Annotated in this window: 20 protein-coding genes and 1 riboswitch; of the genes, 16 read left to right on the plus strand and 4 right to left on the minus strand. The window is 47.1% G+C overall.

Features of this window, described 5'->3' with window-relative positions:
• The first annotated feature begins 35 nt into the window (after positions 1 to 35).
• From ribH to ACZ5NB_RS01485, 8 genes are all read left to right on the plus strand, one after another.
• Positions 36 to 503 carry a 6,7-dimethyl-8-ribityllumazine synthase gene (gene ribH, locus ACZ5NB_RS01450; RefSeq protein WP_460231094.1) on the plus strand — a complete coding sequence of 156 codons (468 nt, stop codon included), beginning with the start codon at positions 36 to 38 and terminating at the stop codon, positions 501 to 503.
• 51 nt (positions 504 to 554) lie between these two features.
• Positions 555 to 989 carry a transcription antitermination factor NusB gene (gene nusB, locus ACZ5NB_RS01455; RefSeq protein WP_460231095.1) on the plus strand — a complete coding sequence of 145 codons (435 nt, stop codon included), beginning with the start codon at positions 555 to 557 and terminating at the stop codon, positions 987 to 989.
• Between the two features lie 58 nt (positions 990 to 1,047).
• A complete protein-coding gene (gene thiL / locus ACZ5NB_RS01460) occupies positions 1,048 to 2,010 on the plus strand; it encodes a thiamine-phosphate kinase (RefSeq protein ID WP_460231096.1) in 963 nt (320 codons plus the stop codon).
• A gap of 18 nt (positions 2,011 to 2,028) precedes the next feature.
• On the plus strand, positions 2,029 to 2,538 hold the full coding sequence (locus ACZ5NB_RS01465) for a phosphatidylglycerophosphatase A family protein (protein WP_460231097.1): 510 nt from the start codon (positions 2,029 to 2,031) through the stop codon (positions 2,536 to 2,538).
• 35 nt (positions 2,539 to 2,573) lie between these two features.
• Positions 2,574 to 3,215: a retropepsin-like aspartic protease family protein gene (locus tag ACZ5NB_RS01470; protein WP_460231098.1), complete on the plus strand. Its 642-nt coding sequence runs from the start codon at positions 2,574 to 2,576 to the stop codon at positions 3,213 to 3,215.
• 15 nt (positions 3,216 to 3,230) lie between these two features.
• Positions 3,231 to 3,833: a GTP cyclohydrolase II gene (gene ribA, locus ACZ5NB_RS01475; protein WP_460231099.1), complete on the plus strand. Its 603-nt coding sequence runs from the start codon at positions 3,231 to 3,233 to the stop codon at positions 3,831 to 3,833.
• A 1,219-nt stretch (positions 3,834 to 5,052) separates the two neighbouring features.
• A complete protein-coding gene (locus ACZ5NB_RS01480) occupies positions 5,053 to 5,604 on the plus strand; it encodes a phasin family protein (protein ID WP_460231100.1) in 552 nt (183 codons plus the stop codon).
• A 280-nt stretch (positions 5,605 to 5,884) separates the two neighbouring features.
• Positions 5,885 to 8,005 (plus strand): PHA/PHB synthase family protein, encoded by a 2,121-nt coding sequence (locus ACZ5NB_RS01485; protein ID WP_460231101.1) that lies wholly within the window; start codon positions 5,885 to 5,887, stop codon positions 8,003 to 8,005.
• A 126-nt stretch (positions 8,006 to 8,131) separates the two neighbouring features.
• On the opposite strand, the gene ACZ5NB_RS01490 is transcribed toward ACZ5NB_RS01485, so the two are convergent.
• Together ACZ5NB_RS01490 and ACZ5NB_RS01495 are read right to left on the minus strand one after the other, a co-directional pair.
• Entirely contained in the window at positions 8,132 to 8,968 is an 837-nt protein-coding gene (locus tag ACZ5NB_RS01490; RefSeq protein WP_460231102.1) for an aldo/keto reductase, read from the minus strand.
• Entirely contained in the window at positions 8,965 to 10,191 is a 1,227-nt protein-coding gene (locus ACZ5NB_RS01495) for an FAD-dependent oxidoreductase (protein WP_460231103.1), read from the minus strand. Before ACZ5NB_RS01495 ends, ACZ5NB_RS01490 begins: the two co-directional genes overlap by 4 nt.
• Positions 10,192 to 10,411: 220 nt before the next feature.
• Here ACZ5NB_RS01495 and waaA point away from each other — a divergent pair, with 220 nt between their 5' ends.
• Positions 10,412 to 11,689, plus strand: a complete 1,278-nt coding sequence (waaA, locus tag ACZ5NB_RS01500; protein ID WP_460231104.1) for a lipid IV(A) 3-deoxy-D-manno-octulosonic acid transferase — start codon at positions 10,412 to 10,414, stop codon at positions 11,687 to 11,689.
• A gap of 17 nt (positions 11,690 to 11,706) precedes the next feature.
• Here waaA and ACZ5NB_RS01505 read toward each other — a convergent pair whose 3' ends face one another.
• Complete coding sequence (locus ACZ5NB_RS01505; RefSeq protein ID WP_460231105.1) at positions 11,707 to 13,128, minus strand: TolC family outer membrane protein; 1,422 nt, start codon at positions 13,126 to 13,128, stop codon at positions 11,707 to 11,709.
• A 142-nt stretch (positions 13,129 to 13,270) separates the two neighbouring features.
• Positions 13,271 to 13,621, minus strand: coding sequence for a hypothetical protein (locus ACZ5NB_RS01510; protein WP_460231106.1), 351 nt, complete (start codon positions 13,619 to 13,621; stop codon positions 13,271 to 13,273).
• A gap of 192 nt (positions 13,622 to 13,813) precedes the next feature.
• Positions 13,814 to 13,927, plus strand: a riboswitch (TPP riboswitch).
• 87 nt (positions 13,928 to 14,014) lie between these two features.
• On the opposite strand from ACZ5NB_RS01510, the gene thiD reads away from it, so the two are divergent.
• From thiD to parE, 7 genes are all read left to right on the plus strand, one after another.
• Positions 14,015 to 14,842: a bifunctional hydroxymethylpyrimidine kinase/phosphomethylpyrimidine kinase gene (gene thiD / locus ACZ5NB_RS01515; RefSeq protein ID WP_460231107.1), complete on the plus strand. Its 828-nt coding sequence runs from the start codon at positions 14,015 to 14,017 to the stop codon at positions 14,840 to 14,842.
• 56 nt (positions 14,843 to 14,898) lie between these two features.
• A complete protein-coding gene (thiC, locus tag ACZ5NB_RS01520) occupies positions 14,899 to 16,848 on the plus strand; it encodes a phosphomethylpyrimidine synthase ThiC (RefSeq protein WP_460231108.1) in 1,950 nt (649 codons plus the stop codon).
• A 2-nt stretch (positions 16,849 to 16,850) separates the two neighbouring features.
• Positions 16,851 to 17,474 (plus strand): NUDIX domain-containing protein, encoded by a 624-nt coding sequence (locus tag ACZ5NB_RS01525; RefSeq protein WP_460231109.1) that lies wholly within the window; start codon positions 16,851 to 16,853, stop codon positions 17,472 to 17,474.
• An 8-nt stretch (positions 17,475 to 17,482) separates the two neighbouring features.
• Positions 17,483 to 18,028: a DUF1249 domain-containing protein gene (locus ACZ5NB_RS01530; protein ID WP_460231110.1), complete on the plus strand. Its 546-nt coding sequence runs from the start codon at positions 17,483 to 17,485 to the stop codon at positions 18,026 to 18,028.
• A 91-nt stretch (positions 18,029 to 18,119) separates the two neighbouring features.
• Positions 18,120 to 18,953, plus strand: coding sequence for a 3',5'-cyclic-AMP phosphodiesterase (gene cpdA, locus ACZ5NB_RS01535; RefSeq protein WP_460231111.1), 834 nt, complete (start codon positions 18,120 to 18,122; stop codon positions 18,951 to 18,953).
• Between the two features lie 19 nt (positions 18,954 to 18,972).
• The gene (locus tag ACZ5NB_RS01540) at positions 18,973 to 19,551 is read left to right on the plus strand and encodes a YqiA/YcfP family alpha/beta fold hydrolase (RefSeq protein ID WP_460231112.1); all 579 of its coding nucleotides are present in this window, start codon (positions 18,973 to 18,975) and stop codon (positions 19,549 to 19,551) included.
• Between the two features lie 46 nt (positions 19,552 to 19,597).
• Positions 19,598 to 21,481: a DNA topoisomerase IV subunit B gene (gene parE / locus ACZ5NB_RS01545; protein ID WP_460231113.1), complete on the plus strand. Its 1,884-nt coding sequence runs from the start codon at positions 19,598 to 19,600 to the stop codon at positions 21,479 to 21,481.
• Positions 21,482 to 21,488 lie beyond the last annotated feature (7 nt).

Genomic DNA, 21,488 nt, shown 5'->3' on the forward strand with positions numbered 1-21,488 from the left:
AGAATATTTGAATTGACAAAAGTTTGAGGAAAAATATGAGCCAGCAATTGATTGAAGGTGATTTTACATCGGTAGACGGTAAATACGCCATTATTGTGAGCCGCTGGAATAGCTTTGTTGTCGAAAGCTTAAAAGAAGGGGCTTTGGATACCTTACGTCGTCACGGTATCAAAGATGATGACGTGACTATTTGTTATGCGCCAGGTGCATTTGAAATGCCACTCGTGGCTCAAAAATTAGCGGCCTCAAAAAAATATGATGCAATTATTGCGCTGGGTGCGGTGATTCGTGGTGGTACACCACATTTTGAGCATGTAGCGGGTGAGTGTACAAAAGGGCTTGCTCAGGTTTCATTGAATGCCGATCTGCCAGTCACCTTTGGTGTACTAACGGTTGATAGCATAGAACAAGCGATTGAGCGTTCGGGAACTAAAGCCGGTAATAAAGGTGTTGAAGCGACCACAACAGCGCTGGAAATGGTCTCTCTTCTTAAGAAACTATAGTCAGTAAAGCTGTACATAAGTGCAACACCTTCAACGTTAGAGAATAAATAAATGAGTAGTCCCGCAGCCCGCCGCAAAGCCCGACATTATGCCATGCAGGCGCTTTATCAATGGCAGTTGAACAATGACGCGCCTCACGAAATCATCGCGCAGTTTCGTGCTGAATATGACATGAAGCATGTCGACTATGAGTATCTTCAAGAACTTGTGCGTGTAGGTATTGATGAAGGCGAAAGTCTCGATACTGAGTTTACGCCGTTTTTGCAGGGCCGTTCGCTTAATGAGCTGGATGCTATTACCTTGGCTTTATTACGCATTGCCACCTATGAATTGCGATCGCGAATTGATGTGCCGTTCAAAGTGGCAATCAATGAAGCGGTTTCGCTGGCAAAAAAATTCGGAGCTGCTGATAGTCACAAATTTATTAATGCGGTGCTAGATCAGGTCGCAACAAAATTGCGATCCATCGAAAAGGGCGCGCAATAAATTTTTATAAAGAAAATAGTCGTAGTGCACGAGGCACTGTGAAGCGTTAGTAGATGTTATGGCAATTAGTGAATTTGATTTAATCAATAAGTATTTTAAAAAGGATTTGGGCGGCTACGGTGTAGCGCTAGGTATTGGCGATGATTGTGCACTATTGAATGTGCCGATGGGTAAAACATTAGCGACATCAATGGATACTTTGGTTGGAGGAAATCACTTTCCTAAAAATGCCGATCCTGAATTAATCGCTGAACGTGCAATGCGCGTAAATTTGAGCGACTTGGCCGCCATGGGCGCAGAACCCATGTGGTACACCTTAGGGCTGACCATGCCCTCTGCCGATGAATACTGGCTGGATGGGTTTACTCGAGGCTTATTTCGAGCGGGACAGGAATTTAATTGTGCTTTGGTTGGCGGAGATACCACACGAGGTCCTTTGAGCTTAACCATTCAGGTAATGGGCGCCGTCGAGTTGAACAGTGCGCTACAGCGTAGTGGCGCGAGAGTGGGCGATCGCATTTATGTGACCGGCACGCTAGGTGATGGAGCCGCCGGTGTTGCGGTAATCAAACAAGAGCTCCAGGTGGGTAAATCAGCGTTTAATTATTTTATGGGTCACTACTACAGGCCAACACCTCGTCTTAAAGAAGGTGTCATGTTGCGAGATTTGGCGTCTGCCGCAGTCGATATTTCCGACGGACTCATGGCTGAGCTGGGGCACATCTGTACGGCCAGTGGTGTTGGTGCAGAAATTCGTTGGGAAGATGTGCCGGTATCCGAAGCGCTCAATAAATTAGCGACAGAAGAGCAAGTTGTGAAATGGGCACTGACGGGTGGCGATGATTATGAACTGTGTTTTACCGTGCCGGAAAACAACGTACGGCAATTGGAACACCTCATCGCAATGAATAAAATCGACGCGACCGAAGTAGGCGTGATTACAGGTGGTCGTGATGTGTTGTGCAAAAACCAAGGGAGAGTCATGAGTGTTAGTCAAAGTGGGTTTCAGCACTTTGGATAACATGAGTGAGACTGTATTGTGAGTCGACAAGCCGCACCAGCATTCAGTTATTTATTGCACCATCCCGTTGAATTACTGGCCTTTGGATTTGGCTCTGGATGTGCACCGAAAGCACCGGGTACGTTTGGCACATTGGCAGCGATACCATTGTATTTATTGTTGCAGTATTTGAATGCCCCGCTCTACGGAGCGGTGCTTGTAGGGAGCTTTGCGGTAGGTATTTATTTTTGTGAGGCTGCCTCGAAAGCCCAAAGTTGTCACGACCATCCGGGAATTGTGTGGGATGAATTTGTAGGTTTTTGGATCACCATGTTTTTGGTGCCGGCAACCTGGCTTACCGTTTTGTTGGGTTTTGTATTGTTTAGAGTGTTCGATATTCTCAAGCCCTGGCCAATCCGTTGGCTAGATAAGCAAGTCGGTGGCGGTTTTGGCATCATGATAGATGATGTCATAGCCGGTATTTTTGCCGCGCTATGCTTGCATGGCGTGATTTGGATGGGATGGCTCGGCGCAGCGGTATCGGTGTGACCGCACATGGCAATCAAAAATAACAAGGAGACTCGATGAAAAAGAGTTGGTTGATTATTTTTTCACTGCTGGTATGTGCAGTGATGCCAGTGGCAGCGTTAGATATTTCCGTGCAAGGGTTATATCGCGGTGGTGCGATTTTGATAATCGACGGCAAGCAACGCGTGCTTAAAGAAGGCAAGCGCAGCCCTGAAGGTGTTTTATTGGTTTCAGCCGATGCAAACCAAGCCGTATTAGACATTGATGGCACTCAACAAACTGTAGCGCTATCGAAGTCGATATCGACCAGCTTTAAAAAAGCTGAGAAGTCGGTTGTTCGAATAGCGTCGGGACGCGGCGGGCATTTTTTTACGCCAGGCCGTATTAACGGTCAGGCAGTCTCGTTTTTGGTGGATACCGGAGCGACATCGGTTGCCATGAACCTCAACCAAGCGAAGCGTTTAGGTATTAACTATCGTGCGGGTCGCAGTATTAGTGTTACCACGGCAAATGGCGTTGCCGAAGCTAAATTGGTCATGCTCGACAGCGTGAGAATTGGGGATGTGGTGGTGAATAATGTGGAAGCAAGTATCACCTATGGTGATTTTCCGCGGGAAATTTTATTGGGGAATAGCTTTTTGAGCCGCGTTGATTTGCGTCGTGAAGCGGGTGTGTTGATCCTCGAATCTCATTTATAGAACTGGAATTACATTGTGACAATGCGTTATGTAGAGTCGTCGAAGCTTCCCACACCGTGGGGAATTTTCGAAATGCACGGCTTTGAAGATACAGAAACTGATAAAGAACATATTGCACTGACGATGGGTGATGTCCGTGGCGATGAGCCGGTGCTCGCTCGTATTCATTCTGAGTGTTTGACGGGCGATGCGCTGTTTAGTTTGCGATGCGATTGTGGCGCGCAATTGCAAGCAGCGATGCATCGCATTGCTATGGAAGGACGGGGAGTGATTTTCTACCTCCGACAAGAAGGCCGTGGTATTGGTTTGCTAAACAAAATTAAGGCTTATCATCTCCAAGATAAGGGAGCCGATACCGTCGAAGCCAATGAACAATTAGGCTTTGGTGCGGATATGCGCGACTACAGTATCGTTAAGTTTATGGTCGATCATCTCGAGATCGACCAAATACGCTTAATGACTAACAATCCGCGCAAGGTTCAGGCGCTGGAAGAGTTAGGTGTGAAAGTTGTTGAACGTATTTCTCACCAAACCGGTCGAAACCCACACAATAGTAAATACCTTGAAACCAAGAAGGGTAAGCTCGGTCACCTGCTTGATGGCAAGGAAGATCATTAGTCTGCCACAGCCTCGAGCGACGATGCGCTAAACTGGTGAAAAGCTAATTAGTGTGCACATTTCTGGAACCTGTCTGGTCTCCAACCTGATATGAAAATAGTTTTAGTTGTTGCTAGATAGAGGCGGCTTCTAAAACTATTTAGTTATTAAAAAGCTTTATTACAACTCCTTCGGATACTAAAGCGATTGGCTCAACGATAGGTCAATTGAGTGCTTGTTTCTCGTCGCATTGGTTTGAAAAAAAGGTGTTAGAGAAAAAGTGTCTGTACAGTTCTACTTTTTATTCCAGGCTTACAAGTCACCATCAGTGATGGCGCCGCAAACGGTAGCTTTGCCGGTCCGGTCAACGCCGTTTATCAAATGTAGCTCTATAAGTTAACCAAATCGACGTTTCAAGTTAGTGCGGGCATAACGCCACAAGTGGCTCAAAATGGAAAGCAAGGTGGTCGTGTAGCGGATTAATTTGCTCGATTTGAGCGCAGAAAATGAATTTGATGCAACCGATGGTGATGGTTGCCGTCAGTAATAAAATAAAGACCCTTCAAAAAGAAAATAAAGACGACAAAATGTTCCGCTTTGGTGAGGCTGCACTAAGCTGATGCTTTTTTGTGTGTGAAATGCTTTGCTGGGGCCAGCGATGGTACCGGTTTTCTCGCGAAGAATCCTAAGCCCGCATTTCCGAAAACGTATAAGTGCTTGAAAATCAGTGCTTTTAATTCAAGTTTTACGTCTTTACTTGTCAGTAATTAGCTATTGGTCTGTAGCTACCATAGTGACGTCTTGCGATATCAATCGTTCTATTCTTCTCTTGGATATCAGGCCATGGGGTAATGACAAGTTTATCTTACGATTGGCACATGACTCAACTTGACCGGTTTGAGAAATCTAAAAACAAGGCATAGTCTTTAATCTCATTTTACTATTTCAGTATCTTTGAAATAGTTCTTGAAGCGGCTGTGATGAAGCAAGGAAAGCGTTACTTCCTCGCAATATCTTCGTCATATACAGCCGTTATTCTCAACCTGTTATGTACCTATATAGGAACCACAGAATTTTGGTTTGTTGCCTTTGGTTTGCTTTTTGCTAGATAGCACTACAGGTAACGCCTAAAGACTTTGTTTGCTATGTAAACAAGTTTTTCAGGTCAGTAGGTTACACCAGGTAAGTAGATTGTTATCTAACGTTTGAAAGTCACGCATAAACCACAGTGAGGTGAGTAATGGCTACGTCTGCTGCAAAAAAAACAGACTCTGAGAAATCCAATGTTGAGTCTATTGAATCAAAACTAAAAGAATCGAAATTAGCTGGCAAAGTCACTAAGTCAGTTAGCATGGCAAGTAGTATGGCCAAGTTTGGCTGGCATGCATGGCTTGGTGCTGTCTTGACGCTTGAGGAAAAAGCTGTAGCCACTGCGTCGGATTTGTCCAAAAAAGGGACGTCACTTGCCGGCGAACTAGCGAAAAAGGGCTTAGAGTTTGAAGACAAAAAAGTTGGAGAACTGAAGTCGAAAATGGCTAAGACAAAAGATCAGGTATCTGAAAAGACCGTTGGGGTACGTGAGAAGGCAAACACAAAAATCACGGGTGTAGAAACCATGATTGATAAAAGTGTTAATCGCTCACTGCATCTACTTGGTGTGCCGACAAAGCGTGACGTACGAGAGCTGACGTCACTGATGAAGGACATGTCTGATGCTATCAACGAGCTAGCTGAAGCTGCGCCTCCCAAGGCCAAGCGCACCACTAAAGCTGCCACGGCCGACGTGAATTAAACGCTTTAAGACCTAGTCATCGCGAGACACATGGAGGTGTCTCACTGTTACACCTACACCGTATTTCGCGATACCGGTACGCATCCAATTCGAAGGGTGTGTCGCTCAGCAGGTCATATTTTTTCGCTGAGTACCGGAAAGCCAAGTTTCTAACCTGCGTTACGTTGGATCACCAAACCGATCCACAAGGTTGTCAAAACTTGGTAGCAATATTGCATTATCTTATTAGTGTGCAATTAGAAATGTTACCTATAGATTAACCGCGAGGTGATGTAAGGCCATGGCACAAACGCAAGGCACATATGATTCCCAGCTTCCCATCGCTTCTCCATCCGAGCAGGATGGCGCTTTTGTTAAAATGAATACAGAAGTACAAGGCCAAAGTGATGCTGCGGTGACGTCGCCCACCAAAGGGGCGGCTCATGCGCCCGCGTCAGAGGCAACTGTGGCGCCCTCTGAAGTAGACGCGACTAGCGTTGAGCAAATTACAAACATTGTGAATAGAGTCGAGCAAGCGAGTGAATCATTACTCGATGAGTTTGCTAGTGAAGAAGCGGATGATGAGCTTCAGGCAAAGCTGAATAAACTTCGTAATAGCGCAAATGCTCTCAAAGCGTTCGCCAAGCGTGTTGAGAGCCAGTACGGCCGTTACCCTCGCGCAGTGGAGCTGGATATTGCTGCCGTCGGTGCGACCCAACCTATCAATGATGAATCGATCGAGCAGGAGGCCGAAGCGCCTGAGCTAGAAGCAGAGCAGCTCGAAGAGGATAAAGAAACAGACTTCCCTGGATTAGATGGCACGAGTAAAGGCGTATTTGATTCCATCTTTACTCTCTATACACAAATGCTGAAAAAGCCGTTGGTGTTTGCTAAACACTATGAAAGCTTTGCTTTAGAAATGTTGAAGGTGGTCCGAAATAAGTCCGACCTAATTCCGCAGCGCGGTGATCATCGATTTAGAGATGCCGTGTGGCATGACAACCCCTTTTACCGAACGGTGATGCAAACATATATCGCCTGCCACAAAGAATGCAAAGCATTAGTCGATGACTTGGACTTTGAAGAGCAAGATCGTTTGCGTTCGCAATTTTTAGTGGAACAGTTTGCTGCCGCGCTTTCGCCCTCTAACTCTCCATTGAATCCCTCAGCGGTCAAACGGGCTTTTCAAACTGGTGGGCAGAGCTTGCTAACTGGCTTAAAAAACTTTATTGATGATGTCGAAAACAATAATGCGATGCCGCGACAAATTTCACCCGATAGTTTTACAGTTGGTGGCGATTTGGGGATCACGCCTGGCGTTGTTGTTTTTAGAACGGAAAAGTTGGAGTTGATCCAATATAACCCGACACAAGCGACCGTTTACAAAAAGCCAATTTTTATTGTGCCGCCGCAAATCAACAAGTTCTATGTGTTTGACTTGTCACCCAAAAATAGCATCGTGAATTATCTTTTGGATCAGGGGTTTCAGGTATTCATTGTTAGTTGGAAGAACCCTAATAAATCACATGCACATTGGGGGCTTGATCAATACATCGATGATATTGAGAAAGCAATGGATGCAACGTTGGAAATTACTAATAGCCCCGACTTGAGTTTGGTAAGTGCTTGTGCAGGCGGTATTACATCGATGTCTTTGTTGGCCCATCTGGGCAAAAAAGGCAAAAAGATTGTTAAAAACCACAGCTTGTTAGTGACGGCACTACAGATCGGTCACCATCCCACGCTAAGCTTGTTCTTAACTGAGGAAGGCATTGCGCGTGCGTTAAAGTCTTCACGCAAGCGCGGTGTTATGGAAGGTAAGGAGTTGGCTCATGTCTTCGCCTGGTTGCGTCCGACGGATCTTGTCTGGAATTATTGGGTCAACAATTATTTGCTAGGTAAAGAGCCGCCATCGTTGGATGTGTTGTTTTGGGATAATGACCCAACGCGGTTACCTGCGGCCCTACATCGCGATTTTGTAGATATTTTTGTGAACAATCGGTTTTCTGAAGATATTCCGCTGATGATCAAAGGTGAAGAAGTTAATCTTCGTGATATTGATGCGGATACCTACTTCCTCGCTGGCGAAGAAGATTATCTCATGCCGTGGAAAAACTGTTACAAGAACCTACAGTTGTTGGATTCGAAATGTGAGTTTGTCTTGAGTGACAGCGGGCATATCCAAAGTGTCTTGCGTCCACCGGGTATAGGTCGCACGACTTACTACACTGGCGATACATCGATGGATAATGCCGAAGATTGGAAAGAAGCCGCTGTTGAGAATAAAGGCAGTTGGTGGGAACACTGGAAAGGTTGGTTGTCTGAGCGATCAGGTGAAGAAAAGCCCGCGCCAACTCGCCTTGGTAGTGAAATGCATCCACCGATCTGTGCTTCTCCTGGCGAGTATGTTTTTGAAAAGTAAAGGCTTACGTTTTAGTACCGTGTATTCAATTTCATGACCAGCTATTAGTTCACCTTGTTTTGGGGACCTCAGATTAATAGCGACTCTCTCCGGTAGTGCCGCCCTGGTGCTACCGGTTTTTTTTGTCTACTTATTTGCGCAAGCTTGAATAGCTGCCGCGACATTTTCTGCAACGTGAGCTGGGTTAATCGTGCCGATAATGGCAGCGCTAACACCAGGGTGTTTAAACACAAAATCCATGCTGGCTTGAAGTGGGTTGTCTTGTGTTTCGCCTGAGGTAAGGTTTGCCGTGGCTTGGTGTGTTATATGGCCGCTAGCCAAAACTTTCTTGAGTAACACGCCTTTTCCATGTTCGGCACAATAATCTAGGACTAGTTTTTCGTCTTGTGTGGCGAGATTGTAGGTTGCCATTACGCAGTCACTTTGTTTTGCCGCTGCGATACCACCACCAACAGTTTTGGTTGACATGCCAAAAGATCGAATCAGTCCTTCAGATTTCAGTTGCGCTAGTGCATCGAGACCGCCTTGCTCAATTGCTTCTAAATCGTTGCCGTCGGAATGAAGAAGTACTATATCGAGGTAATCAGTTTTTAAACGGCGTAGGCTTCGTTCCACACTGTGTTTGATGTGCTTAGGCGAAAAATTGTAGCTGGATTCACCTTGTTCAAATTCTTCGCCGGCTTTGCTACAAATGATCCACTCGTGACGTTGACCAAGCAAAAATTCGCCTAGCCGTTCTTCGCTAGTCCCATACGCTGGCGCAGTATCAATTAAATTAATGCCTAGTTGTCTGGCGTGAGCGAGTAAATCTAACGCTTCGGCGTCAGTGGGTAATGAAAAAGAGGTTGGGTATTTAACGCCTTGATTACGTCCAAGTTTTACGGTGCCCAATCCAACGCGGCTAATGTGTATATCTGTACTACCAAGGGGGACTTGGGGCAATAGTGAGGGTGAAGGACTCATGCGTGAATATTCTCTGGGTTTTCCCATGGTGGTACGCCGCAGGTGGGTGTTTCGAGTGCGTGTAGTGGGTCGAGTGCACTTAATGCCGTCTGTTGAATGCTCTTCTTGCCAAGCAGACGCACAGCTTCGTTAGCTAGGTTGGGTGCTAGTGTTAATTTTGTTGGCCAACCTACCATGACATTTGCGACCGTATCAGCCGGGGCGACGAAAGCTTTGTCGGGCCGCATGAAATTCCGTTGCTTGGCTTCCGCTCGATCGATTTTCGACGTGCTCCACTCGGCAACATTAAAGTCGAGCCAGGGGAATAAATCGTTAAGTTCTTTTTTTGCCGCAGCAATAAGTTGAGCAGGTGTTTGCTTTACGCCTTGTTCGGCCAGGCTGCCGCCCAGTGACCACACTATGCGTCCGTCACTGCTCGCGTGAGATGAGATCGTTAATCTGGGAGTGCTATCGGCGCCTAAGCAATGCCCGTAAAATGCATAGGGGTTGCTATGTTTAACCCAAACCTGCTGGAGTGGGCGCAGTTGCATTTTGGGTTTTTTAATCCCAAGCGCGTTTAGAATCTCACCATTCCCCTTGCCAGCGCACAAAATAAATTGCTGTGCACATACGATGTACTGATGATCAGCGTGTTCAAAATGCAATTCCGCTAAACCGTTTTCGTTTTTAACCCAGCGATAATCAGTGGGCAGTAAAAAAAGCCTGTCACTCATTGGAGCGCTAAGCGCGCCAATCACACTGGCGGTATCCATCACGATATCTTGCAACTTGTACAGCTGACCATTGAACTGTTTGTCCTGGAAAAGTGTGGGATAGTGAGCAGGTTCTACCTTATCAACACGTCCACGAACAGACTTGCTCGCAAAGAACGTCGTCATCTTGGATGAGACGCTGTCGCTTGACCAAAAATAAAAGTGCTCGCTTAGCGTTTTCGCATCGCTCAGGTCGATATCGCCTTTGCCGTTTAGACAGTCTTGCCAATATTGCGGCATGTCGGCCACAGATTCTGACGCCCCTGTGAGTGACCCTGCGAGGGTGTACTTAATCCCACCGTGGATCATGCCTTGTGATGCAAGTGTTTGATCGCTACCCAGTGCTTTGGCCTCGAATAAGGCGCAGCCGTAACCTAGCTCGGCAAGTCTGCGTGTCAGCCATAGGCCCGCGATACCGCCACCGACAACGGCAACGTCGAGTTCAATTTTTACTGGCTGTGTTTGCGGCACTGCGCTTTATCCTGTTGTTGTCGGTTTGTGTTATTGCGGTAGTTGGCGTTTCTCAGCAGGTGAGATGGACATTACTAATGTTGTTCCGCACAATGCGGTGCTCTCAATTGGCCATAGACTTGTCAGTCTTTGGCGGTGTGCCGATTCAGGTGCGCCATTATAACCACTTGCACAGTCGAATGCAGACTTGCTGAAAGTTTAGACTACTAGTTCCGAAGCGATGAATCGTCAGCTCTATACCGCATTGTTCTACGCCTGCCTACCATTGATCGCCCTGCGCCTTCTGTGGCGAGCGCTGCGCGCGCCAGCCTATCTCAAACGTTGGGGTGAGCGTTTTGGCTATGCAGAAATACCGCCACTAAAACGCCCCCCCATTTGGCTACACAGTGTGTCTGTCGGTGAATCGTTGGCGGCGGTTCCTTTAGTAAAGAGCCTATTATCAGACGGTGAAGTCGTGGTTATGACCACCATGACGCCAACCGGTTCTGTTCAGGTGCAAAACAATTTTGCTGAGGCCATCGCGGCTAAACAACTAATTCACGTGTATGCGCCATACGATTTACCCGCTAGCGTACAACGGTTCTTATCGAGTGTAGGTCCTAAATGTTTAATCATTATGGAGACTGAGCTTTGGCCCAATACCATCGCAGCGTGTGCGGAGCGTAATATTCCCGTAGTGCTCGCGAATGGACGATTATCGGAAAAGTCGGCACGTGGTTATCAGAAAATTGGTGGCGTGATCGGTGGTACATTCAAACAGCTCACCAAGGCGGCGGTACAACACCGTGATGATGGTCGACGGATGATGGAATTGGGTTTGCCGCAAGAAAACTGCGTCATCACCGGTAGCATTAAGTTTGATCTCACGATTAGCGACGATACTCGTCAGAGTGCCGCAGCACTACGCAACGAGATTTTACAGCAGCCGCGGCATATTTGGCTGGCTGCCAGTACTCATCTGGGTGAGGACGAAAAAGTTCTTGCCGCATTTAAGCTCGCGAAACAATTAAACCCGAAATTGTTTTTAATTCTCGTGCCGCGACACCCAGAACGATTTAATAACGTAGCCAATCAATGTGAGGCGGGTGGTTGGAAAGTTCAGCGACGTAGCCACGGTGAGGCCATTGGTGCAGATTGTGAGATTCTATTGGGTGACACCATGGGCGAATTATTAATGCTTTACGGTGTTGCTGATTGCACCTTTGTCGGTGGCAGCCTGGTGCCAGTGGGTGGTCATAATCTTATTGAGCCTGCAGCTTGGGGTAGTGCAATAATGAGCGGCCCGCACTTATTTAATTTTGCTGAAGTAAGTCGTTTGTTAAAAGACTCCGATGCGATGGCGATTACCGATGATGTAGAACAGCTGTCGGCAACTGTCGCGAATCTAACGAGTAATGATGAGTTGCGAAGTGAAATGGGTAAAAGAGCAAAGCAAATTGCTGATGCTAATCGCGGCGCGTTGGATAAACTGTTAGCGGTCATTAAACCTTACCGCTAACAGTGTTCTAGCTGAAGTTAGTTTTCGTAGCTGGCGCGAGTCGTTTGGTTTTCTGCGTCCAACCAACGGTTTAACTCTAAAATATCCTCAGGGCTCAAGGTGCCCGCCGCTTGTTTTAAACGAAGCGTGTTAATGATGTAAGAGTAAAGTGCGTCGTAGTATGAGCGCTGCGATTGGTATAACGCTCGTTGTGATAATAATAAATCCACCAGCGTACGTGTGCCGACTTCATAACCTGCTTGTGTGGCTTCTAATGCGCTTTGGCTCGACACGATAGCTTGTTGTCGAGCGCGTACTGTCGCTACAGACGTTTCTACCAATAAGTGAGAGCTTCGTGCCGATTGAATCGTGTTACGTTTGGCGTTGTTGAAGAGTTCTAAGTTCTGTAAATATTGGTAGTGAGCTTGACGCCGACTCGCTGAGGTGCGTCCACCGGTAAAAAGGGGAACATCCAAGCTAATTACAACGCTTGTAGATTCGTTATCGCTATCTGTGTAGCGACTGGCTGGGCTTGTTAGGCTAACAGCCCCGTTGTTTGTGAAGTCACTTTCGCTACTACTGTTGTTGTAAGTGATTCGTCCCGTAACGGTTGGGTAGTGTTCGCTTTTTGCACTCTTTGCGCTGAACTTGGCTGAATCTGCTGCGAGTTTGGCAGACTGCAATTGGTAGTTGTTTTCAAGCGCAAAGTTAACCCACTCTTCGCGGTTGGCAGGCTCGGGGTTGTTTACAGGGAAGTTGTCGCCTATGGGCGCAACTGCATTGGCTGGCTGACCAGTTAAAACTTCTAATGCTTCGAAGGCAATACCTAGATTGCCGCGTGACTGGAGTGTGTTTGCGGTAGCGCGATCGTATTCTGCTTGCGTTTCGTGTACATCGGTAATTGCGGTTAAACCAACCTCGTAACGTTGTTTAGTTTGTTCGAGCTGTGAACCAATCGCTCGTTCTTCCGCGATGGATGTTTCTAATGTATCGATAGATCGTAAAACGTCGAAGTAAGCCGCGGCAACTCGAAGGATAAAGTCCTGCTGTGCTGAGGCAAATTGTGTTTCGGCTAACTCGTTGCTAATTTTTCCGCGCTGAAATCCATACCAAATACTCATATCGAAAAGCGGCTGCACCAAAGATGCTCCCCATCCTGTAGAGTCGGTATCAGTTTCTCCCGCTATAGGTGAAGGTGCAGACCCCTTGGGTGTCTCTCGATATCCATCGGATTCATCGCTCGATTTTGATAGTGAAGCGTTTGCTGAGATGGTTGGCATTAACCCCGAACGAGCGATTTTGTAACTTTCTTTGCCGGCTAAATACGCATTGCGATCGGCTTTTAATTGCGCATCGTTTTCAAGCGCTAACTCATAGATTTCTTCAAGCGTTTCGGTATGGCTGGTCATCGGTAGACTGAGCAGGCAGGCGATACCAAGTGCGGGGTAAAAAGCTTTCATAGAACCGTTTTCCTGTGGATCTTGCGGTGGGTGTTTCTGCTGACTAAATAGCGTTCACGAGTTTAGCGTATTTGACAATAAAGGGTCGAGGTAAGTCTGTAGGGGTGCCGTAAATATCTGTTAATTTTAATACCTGGGTCAATTAACTGAATTTGCGTTGTGCATCGGCTACCTCGAGATATTCACGAATAGCGGACTTCGCTTTCTGACTGAGTATTCGCTCGGAGCTGGGTTCATTGTTGAGTGATCCGATGACTTCGTTGCGGGTGGCAAGGCTATCACCTTCACTACGCCTGACTGGGTCGCCGCGTAAATCTTGCTGCTGGCTGGCCAATGCATCGGCGGACAAAGTGACTCGATCAAAGCGCGTGCCGTTGAGCTCTTGTAGTGATAGAGGCTCGATAATCAACGGCGGGCGCTCATGACGACGCTCTATGCGTTCATAGTCAGGCCGAATTACCGTGTCTATCTGGGGATGGTAATGAAACGTCATACCGCTTAGATCACCTTCCTTGTGTATTGCCAAATGTTAAGGGTTGTCGCCCCAATCAAGACACACTATCGAGCGCAATATTCATTATAGACCGTAGATTCACCAATTTGTTGGTGAGAAGCTGTAATGCGCCTTCGTCGCTTTACAGTGCGAGGACGGTTGCTTAGACTGCCAATTCGTCGCGGTTGCGATGGTATCTTGTCGGGGTGCCGGTGATGAAAAGGTGATTAAAACCTAACCGAGCTGAGATAGACCCGTGAACCTGATCCGGTTAGTACTGGCGTAGGAAACGAGATGATCAAAGGGTAGTGACTGTGGTTGCTCCCCGGCCTCTTATATCCTTCTGAACTCGATACTGACCCTCATTTGCAAATAACCACAACGGAGACCTGTGTGGGACAAGTTGGCTCGTCTGCGAAAACGCCCGTTGTTATGTCTATCGCTGGTAGTGACTCCAGTGCGGGTGCTGGCATACAAGCTGATCTAAAAGCCTGCTCTGCGCTGGGGGTTTACGCAGCAACGGTTATCACCGCTGTAACCGCGCAAAACACGCTAGGGGTTACTGCCATTTCGCCTGTCCCTATCGATACAGTAGCGGCACAAATAGAGGCAGTATTCGCAGACCTAAACGTCTCCGCGATTAAGCTAGGTATGTTGCACAGTGTTGGCAATGTGGTGTGTGTCGCGCGGCATTTAACTGCACATGAGAATATTCCTGTGGTCTGCGATCCAGTCATGATGTCGACCAGCGGCTCTGCGCTACTTAGCGAAGAAGCGGTGGCTGCATTACGCGAAGAGTTATTGCCGCGAGTGAGTATCGTGACGCCTAATCTAGTGGAGGCCGCGCTATTGCTCGACGCAGAGCCTGCTACTGATGAGGTGGCAATGATTGAACAGGCTGAAGCGCTGTTGGCGCTATCGCCAAATGCCGTATTACTGAAAGGAGGGCACCTCACTGGTGTCAGCGCCACCGATGTGTTGGTGTGGCGCGATGGAGACAATCAGCGATGTGAAGTTTTTCGCACCGAAAAAATTGAGAGTAACAATACCCATGGTACCGGGTGCACTTTATCGTCGGCTATTGCAGCGCTGTTGGTGAAAGGTTATGCCATGAATGATGCGGTCAGTACTGCAAAAGAATATGTAACACACGCCATTGCTCACGCCGATCAATTACATATCGGTGACGGTCATGGTCCGTTGCAGCACTTTTATCAATAACCTTTGTTGGACCGGTAGCGGAAACAAAGGCACACACTGTAAAAAGGGTAAACACTATGTCGGAGTCCACCAACCTTGATAAGGCGGATCTAACTATCAATGAAGCGAATAATGGTGATGTGCAATTAGCGCAAGGCACAACGGTACAGCGTGAAGCGATTGAGCCGTTGCCCAATTCCAGCAAAATTTATGTGCAAGGCGAGCAACATAAAGTACAGGTGCCAATGCGAGAAATTCGTTTGGCAGATACTCCGACAGATTTTGGTGGGGAAAAAAACCCGCCCGTGCGAGTCTATGATACATCGGGTCCCTATACAGATCCGTCTGTAAATATCGATCTCAAAAAAGGTTTACCCGACGTGCGCAGTGCTTGGATTGAGGCCCGCAACGATACGGAATTATTAAACGGAGCAAGTTCTGAATTTACTGCCCAGCGATTGAGTGATGTGAGTTTAAATAAACTACGCTTCGAACACGTGCGTACACCTCGCAAAGCAAAACCTGGCGCAAATGTCACGCAAATGCATTACGCCAAGCAAGGCATTATTACGCCAGAAATGGAATACATTGCGATCCGTGAAAATATGAGCCTGCAGCAGGCAAAAGAGCTTGGTGTGTTACATCAACAGCACGCCGGTGAAAGTTTTGGCGCAAGTATTCCCGATGAGATAACGCCAGAATTTGTTCGCTCCGAAGTTGCTCGTGGTCGCGCTATTATTCCTGCCAATATTAATCACCCAGAATTAGAGCCTATGATTATTGGTCGAAATTTCTTGGTGAAAATTAATGGCAATATTGGTAATTCGGCGGTGAGCTCTTCCATTGAAGAAGAGGTCGAAAAACTTACCTGGGGTACCCGATGGGGTGCCGATACCATTATGGATCTGTCGACGGGTAAAAATATTCATGAAACGCGCGAATGGATCATGCGAAATTCTCATGTGCCGATCGGTACGGTTCCCATTTATCAGGCGTTAGAAAAAGTGAATGGCGTAGCGGAAGATCTCACGTGGGAAATCTTCCGTGATACATTGATTGAGCAAGCAGAGCAGGGTGTCGACTACTTTACGATCCACGCCGGTGTGCTGTTGCGTTACGTCCCTATGACGGCAAAACGTGTGACAGGTATTGTATCGCGTGGCGGGTCTATTATGGCCAAATGGTGTTTAGCTCATCACCAAGAAAATTTCCTCTACACGCATTTCGAAGACATCTGCGAGATTATGAAAGCGTATGATGTCAGCTTTAGTTTGGGAGATGGTTTGCGTCCGGGTTCTGTTGCCGACGCGAATGACGAAGCCCAGTTTGGCGAGTTGGAAACCTTGGGTGAGCTAACAAAAATAGCATGGGAACACGATGTCCAGACGATGATCGAAGGCCCGGGTCATGTGCCTATGCAGATGATCAAAGAGAACATGGACAAGCAATTGCGTGAGTGTGGTGAAGCACCATTTTATACGCTGGGCCCTTTAACCACTGATATCGCGCCTGGCTATGATCACATCACCTCGGGTATTGGTGCCGCAATGATTGGTTGGTATGGCTGTGCCATGTTGTGTTACGTCACACCTAAAGAGCACTTAGGTTTACCCAATAAAGATGATGTAAAAGAAGGCATTATTACCTATAAAATTGCTGCACACGCTGCGGATTTGGCGAAGGGGCATCCGGGAGCACAGGTGCGAGACAATGCTTTGTCTAAAGCGCGCTTTGAGTTCCGCTGGGAAGATCAGTTCAACCTCGGGTTAGACCCCGTCACCGCTCGCGCCTATCATGATGAAACCTTGCCGAAAGATTCTGCAAAGGTTGCCCACTTTTGCTCGATGTGCGGGCCAAAGTTTTGTTCGATGAAGATTACTCAAGAAGTGCGCGACTACGCTGCTAATCTTGGTGTTGCCGTGAATGACAATGTTGATACGATCAAAATGATTGATGTGGAAGCTGAAATGGCCGATAAAGCGCGAGAATTCCGTGAATCGGGCAGCGAAATTTATCATAAGGTGTAGTTATGACAACTGAGCCATCCGAGTTTCACTCTGATGACGTGGAGATCGTCTCCAGGGATGTAGTCTTTAAAGGGTTTTTCCAGCTGGACCGGATTGCCTTGCGCCATAAGCTGTTTGACGGTGGCTGGGGGCGAGAGGTGGTTAGGGAGCTTTTCATCCGTGGCGAGGCCATCGGCGTTCTATTGTATGACCCTGTTCACGATTTGATTGGTCTTGTAGAGCAGTTTCGAGTTGGGGCCTTGAATGAGCCGCAAGGCCCGTGGTGTCTCGAGGTTGTCGCTGGTATGATCGAACCCGGTGAAACCGCTGAAGAAGTGGTAGAGCGAGAATTGCAGGAAGAAGCTAATATCAAAGCTGAACACTTGGAGTATATCTGCGATTACCTCACTAGCCCTGGCGGTACGAATGAAAAGCTCCATCTGTTTTGCGGTTATTGTGATTTGAGTCAGGCAGGTGGTGTGCACGGTTTGGCCGAAGAAGACGAAGACATCCGAGTGTGTGTTCTACCTTCGCAGGATGTCTTTGATACCCTATATGATGGACGATGCGGTAATGCGGCATCGCTTATCACGCTGCAGTGGTTGCAGCTTAATCGAGAACGTATTCGCCGCGAGCGGCAAGGTTGAAGTCATTCATGCGTAGTGCAGCAGAAAGCGCAGCAAAAGCCATCTACACGCAGCGAGACACATCGGCTCAGGCGGGTATGTCTCGTCGTGTAAAAAAATCGCGCTACAAAGTGGATTTGGCCGATCATCACGCTACCTGTGAATTTAACTATGCCAGCCTTAAACGCTTGCTGGCGGCGTTAGATGCAAAAGACTCATGCCAGTTTGAAGTGGGTCAATCCACACTTCTATCAGTCGATATCACCGACCGTGCTCCGTATACAACGACCGTCACCCTTGGTCACCAGTTATTGCACGAAGCATCTAGTGATGTCGCCAAGTTGACGAATGCCTCCGTAGAAATGACTGTGCGCATGTATCACGATGCTGAAATGGCTGAGGTGGTTGCGTGGAATCGTCACTACCAGTGGCAAGCGCGGTATGAAACACCTAACGAAAAAATGTATCACCCAGACGAAAAGCAACAACAAAATAAATTTTTACGAGACTGGCTGACTTTGTGCCAGTCTCAAGGTCGTGTCACTGTTGATTTAAAAACCCTTGGCCTTAAATAGATGGGACTTAAATAGCTCGGTGTTCGGCTGTTTAGCGCCCAATGACATTTTGTGTGCAGCCGCAATTGAGCTAAAACGACGACAGTAAACTATGGACTATACCCTCACTGCATCTGTAGAAAATTCGCAACTGCCTATCCGTCTTCTACAAATTACCGATTGCCATATCGGCCCTGATGACACGGAAGAGTTGCTTGGCTTAAATACTAACGAAAGTCTGCACGATGTGTTGGCGCATGTTATCGCGCAGCAAACACAGCCGTACGATATGTTATTGGCCACAGGCGATATTGCGAACAATGGGGGTGCGCGAACTTACCGGCGTTTTTTAACATTGCTTGAAGATAGCTCGTTGCAATTTAATCATTTTGCTTGGCTACCGGGGAATCACGACTCCCCGGTTGATATGCTAGAGGCTCAGGATCGAGAGAGTCTGGTAAAACGTGTTGATATTGGCAATTGGACTCTCGTGTTATTAAATTCGCAAGTGCCAGGTCACACACACGGAAATTTAAATGGTAGTGAACTTAACTTACTTGACGAAATACTGTCGCACACTGCGGATAGGCATGTTTTAGTTTTTCTTCACCATCAACCGTTAGTGGTTGGTTGTGCGTGGCTAGATACCCAGAAGGTTCGTGCAGATTTTGCATTCTTTAAAGTACTTGATCAGTACACACATGTCCGGGGTGTTGTATGGGGACATGTTCATCAGGAATTTTCGGCAGATAGGCAAGGTGTGCCGTTTATGTCGACACCGTCTACTTGCATTCAATTTAAAACGCAAAGTGATGAGTTTGCGATTGAAAATTTAATGCCCGGTTATCGGTGGTTTGAGTTGCTCCCTGATGGCGAATTCAATACCTCTGTAGTTCGAATACCTCAAAAATCCTATCCCATCGAGTTTAATTCCGAAGGCTATTAATAGTCGCGGTTACCTACCTATGAGCTTGCTGTTGTATATTCATGGTTTTTTGAGTTCGCCTCTGTCTGCGAAAGCTGTGCAATGTGAGGCATGGCTAAAACAACATCGGCCTGATATTCAGTATTGTTGTCCGGCATTAACGGCTTACCCTAAACAGGCGATGGAGCAACTAGAGTCGATCGTCGAATCTCACCAACCCGAATCAATATATTTGCTGGGGAGTTCTATGGGTGGTTTTTATGCCACTGTACTGGCGGAAAAACATGGTTTCCCAGCTGTCCTGATTAATCCAGCAGTAAATCCTCATCAGCTTATTAGTAAATATTTGCATACAGACTTAAAAAATTATCACAATGAAGAACGCTACCGTCTTGATGAATCGGATACGGCGGCATTGGAAGCACTTAACCCGCAAGTTATTAATTGTAAAAGCCGATTATGGCTAATGGCTCAAACAGGTGACGAGACCTTAAATTATCGCGATGCCGTAGAAAAATACTGCGGATGCGCGCAGCTAATAGAAGAAGGTGGGGATCACAGCTTTCAAAATTTCCAGCAACATTTACCCGAAATTATTGAATTCTTAGAAAAACATTAATAAATACTAACATTTTTTTAAATACTAGGTTTAACACAAAATAGTTATGGCAAATTATTCCGCAGAAGATATTGAAGTTTTAACAGGGCTTGATCCCGTTCGAAAACGCCCAGGCATGTATACCGATACCAATCGCCCCAATCATTTGGCGCAAGAGGTTATCGATAATAGTGTCGATGAAGCGTTGGCTGGACACTGTAAAAAAATTGATATCATTTTACACAAAGATCAATCTATCACTGTGACCGATGACGGTCGTGGTATGCCGGTGGATATTCATCCAGAACAAGGTAAGCCCGGTGTCGAGGTAATCTTAAGTACGTTGCACGCAGGCGGTAAATTTTCCAACGATAACTACCAGTTCTCAGGCGGTTTGCATGGGGTTGGTGTGTCGGTTGTCAACGCGTTATCGAAAGTTTTGGAAGTCACCATTAAGCGCGATGGTAGTGTGCATCGTATTGGCTTCAAAGATGGAGAGAAAGCGTCAGACCTTGAAATCATCGATACCTGTGGAAAGCGCAATACGGGCACAAGCATTCGTTTTTTACCTGACCCGAAATATTTCGACTCGGCAAAGTTTTCTGTATCTCGCTTGCGTCATGTGCTTCGTGCAAAAGCGGTACTATGCCCGGGTCTTGAAGTTACTTTTTTAGACGAGCAAAGTGGCAACAAAGATGAGTGGTACTACGAAGATGGTTTAAAAGATTACTTGCTGCAAGCGACACAAGGTTGGGAATCATTGCCAACAGAGCCTTTTGTTGGTGCCTTTTCAGGAACGACCGAGGCCGCTGACTGGGCGGTGCAGTGGCTACCCGAAGGTGGCGAGCTTACACAAGAGAGTTACGTTAACCTAATTCCCACTGCGCAAGGCGGTACCCACGTCAATGGGTTGCGTACGGGGTTAATGGATGCGATGCGTGAATATTGTGAGTTCCGTAACCTAATTCCTCGCGGGATTAAATTAGCACCGGACGATTTATGGAATAACTGTTGTTACATTCTTTCTTCAAAAATGGCTGACCCTCAATTTTCTGGCCAAACGAAGGAACGTTTATCGTCACGTGAAGCCGCCGCATTTGTTGCCGGTGTTGCCAAAGACGCATTTAGCTTGTGGCTAAACCAACACACAGAAGAAGGCGATAAACTGGCAGACTTCTGTATTAGTAACGCGCAAAAACGTGTTCGTTCAAGTAAAAAGATTGCCCGTAAAAAAGTCACAGCGGGACCCGCCTTGCCTGGCAAGTTGGCAGATTGTTCATCGGATGATCCTTCGCGTGGCGAATTATTTTTGGTGGAAGGGGATTCAGCAGGTGGTTCTGCCAAGCAAGCGCGTGATCGCGTATTTCAAGCCATCATGCCGTTGCGCGGAAAAATATTAAATACCTGGGAAGTTGAAAGCCAAGAAGTGCTAGCCTCTCAAGAAGTACATGATATTTCAGTCGCGCTCGGTGTTGATCCTGGATCAGATAATCTCGATAACCTTCGTTATCACAAAATTTGTATCCTTGCCGATGCGGATTCCGATGGTTTGCATATCGCCACACTGCTATGCGCGCTATTCGTTCGCCACTTTAAGCCTATGGTTGCTGCGGGCCACGTCTACGTTGCCATGCCACCGCTGTATCGCATTGATGTCGGCAAAGATGTTTACTACGCACTCGATGACGCTGAAAAGCAAGGTGTGCTCAACCGTATCGAAGCCGAGAAGAAAAAAGGCAAGGTAAACGTACAACGCTTCAAAGGTTTGGGTGAAATGAACCCGCTGCAACTGCGCGAAACCACCATGGCCCCGGACACCCGCCGCCTTGTTAAGCTCACCATCGACTCCGGCGATGATACCGCGCAAATGCTGGATATGTTGTTAGCCAAAAAACGTTCAAGCGACCGCAAAGCATGGCTAGAAACAAAAGGTGATATGGCTGAGGTATAGCCTAAAC

This window comes from Aurantivibrio plasticivorans, from assembly GCF_055392955.1.

Excerpts from the sequence above, each read along its gene's own strand:
- ACZ5NB_RS01480 (WP_460231100.1), top strand. The coding sequence starts at position 5,053 with ATGGCTACGTCTGCTGCAAAAAAAACAGACTCTGAGAAATCCAATGTT.
- cpdA (WP_460231111.1), top strand. The coding sequence starts at position 18,120 with ATGGACTATACCCTCACTGCATCTGTAGAAAATTCGCAACTGCCTATC.
- waaA (WP_460231104.1), top strand. The coding sequence starts at position 10,412 with ATGAATCGTCAGCTCTATACCGCATTGTTCTACGCCTGCCTACCATTG.
- ribH (WP_460231094.1), top strand. The coding sequence starts at position 36 with ATGAGCCAGCAATTGATTGAAGGTGATTTTACATCGGTAGACGGTAAA.
- ACZ5NB_RS01470 (WP_460231098.1), top strand. The coding sequence starts at position 2,574 with ATGAAAAAGAGTTGGTTGATTATTTTTTCACTGCTGGTATGTGCAGTG.
- thiL (WP_460231096.1), top strand. The coding sequence starts at position 1,048 with ATGGCAATTAGTGAATTTGATTTAATCAATAAGTATTTTAAAAAGGAT.
- ACZ5NB_RS01490 (WP_460231102.1), bottom strand. The coding sequence starts at position 8,968 with ATGAGTCCTTCACCCTCACTATTGCCCCAAGTCCCCCTTGGTAGTACA.
- nusB (WP_460231095.1), top strand. The coding sequence starts at position 555 with ATGAGTAGTCCCGCAGCCCGCCGCAAAGCCCGACATTATGCCATGCAG.
- ACZ5NB_RS01530 (WP_460231110.1), top strand. The coding sequence starts at position 17,483 with ATGCGTAGTGCAGCAGAAAGCGCAGCAAAAGCCATCTACACGCAGCGA.
- thiC (WP_460231108.1), top strand. The coding sequence starts at position 14,899 with ATGTCGGAGTCCACCAACCTTGATAAGGCGGATCTAACTATCAATGAA.
- ACZ5NB_RS01525 (WP_460231109.1), top strand. The coding sequence starts at position 16,851 with ATGACAACTGAGCCATCCGAGTTTCACTCTGATGACGTGGAGATCGTC.
- ACZ5NB_RS01540 (WP_460231112.1), top strand. The coding sequence starts at position 18,973 with ATGAGCTTGCTGTTGTATATTCATGGTTTTTTGAGTTCGCCTCTGTCT.
- ACZ5NB_RS01505 (WP_460231105.1), bottom strand. The coding sequence starts at position 13,128 with ATGAAAGCTTTTTACCCCGCACTTGGTATCGCCTGCCTGCTCAGTCTA.
- ACZ5NB_RS01510 (WP_460231106.1), bottom strand. The coding sequence starts at position 13,621 with ATGACGTTTCATTACCATCCCCAGATAGACACGGTAATTCGGCCTGAC.
- ACZ5NB_RS01485 (WP_460231101.1), top strand. The coding sequence starts at position 5,885 with ATGGCACAAACGCAAGGCACATATGATTCCCAGCTTCCCATCGCTTCT.
- parE (WP_460231113.1), top strand. The coding sequence starts at position 19,598 with ATGGCAAATTATTCCGCAGAAGATATTGAAGTTTTAACAGGGCTTGAT.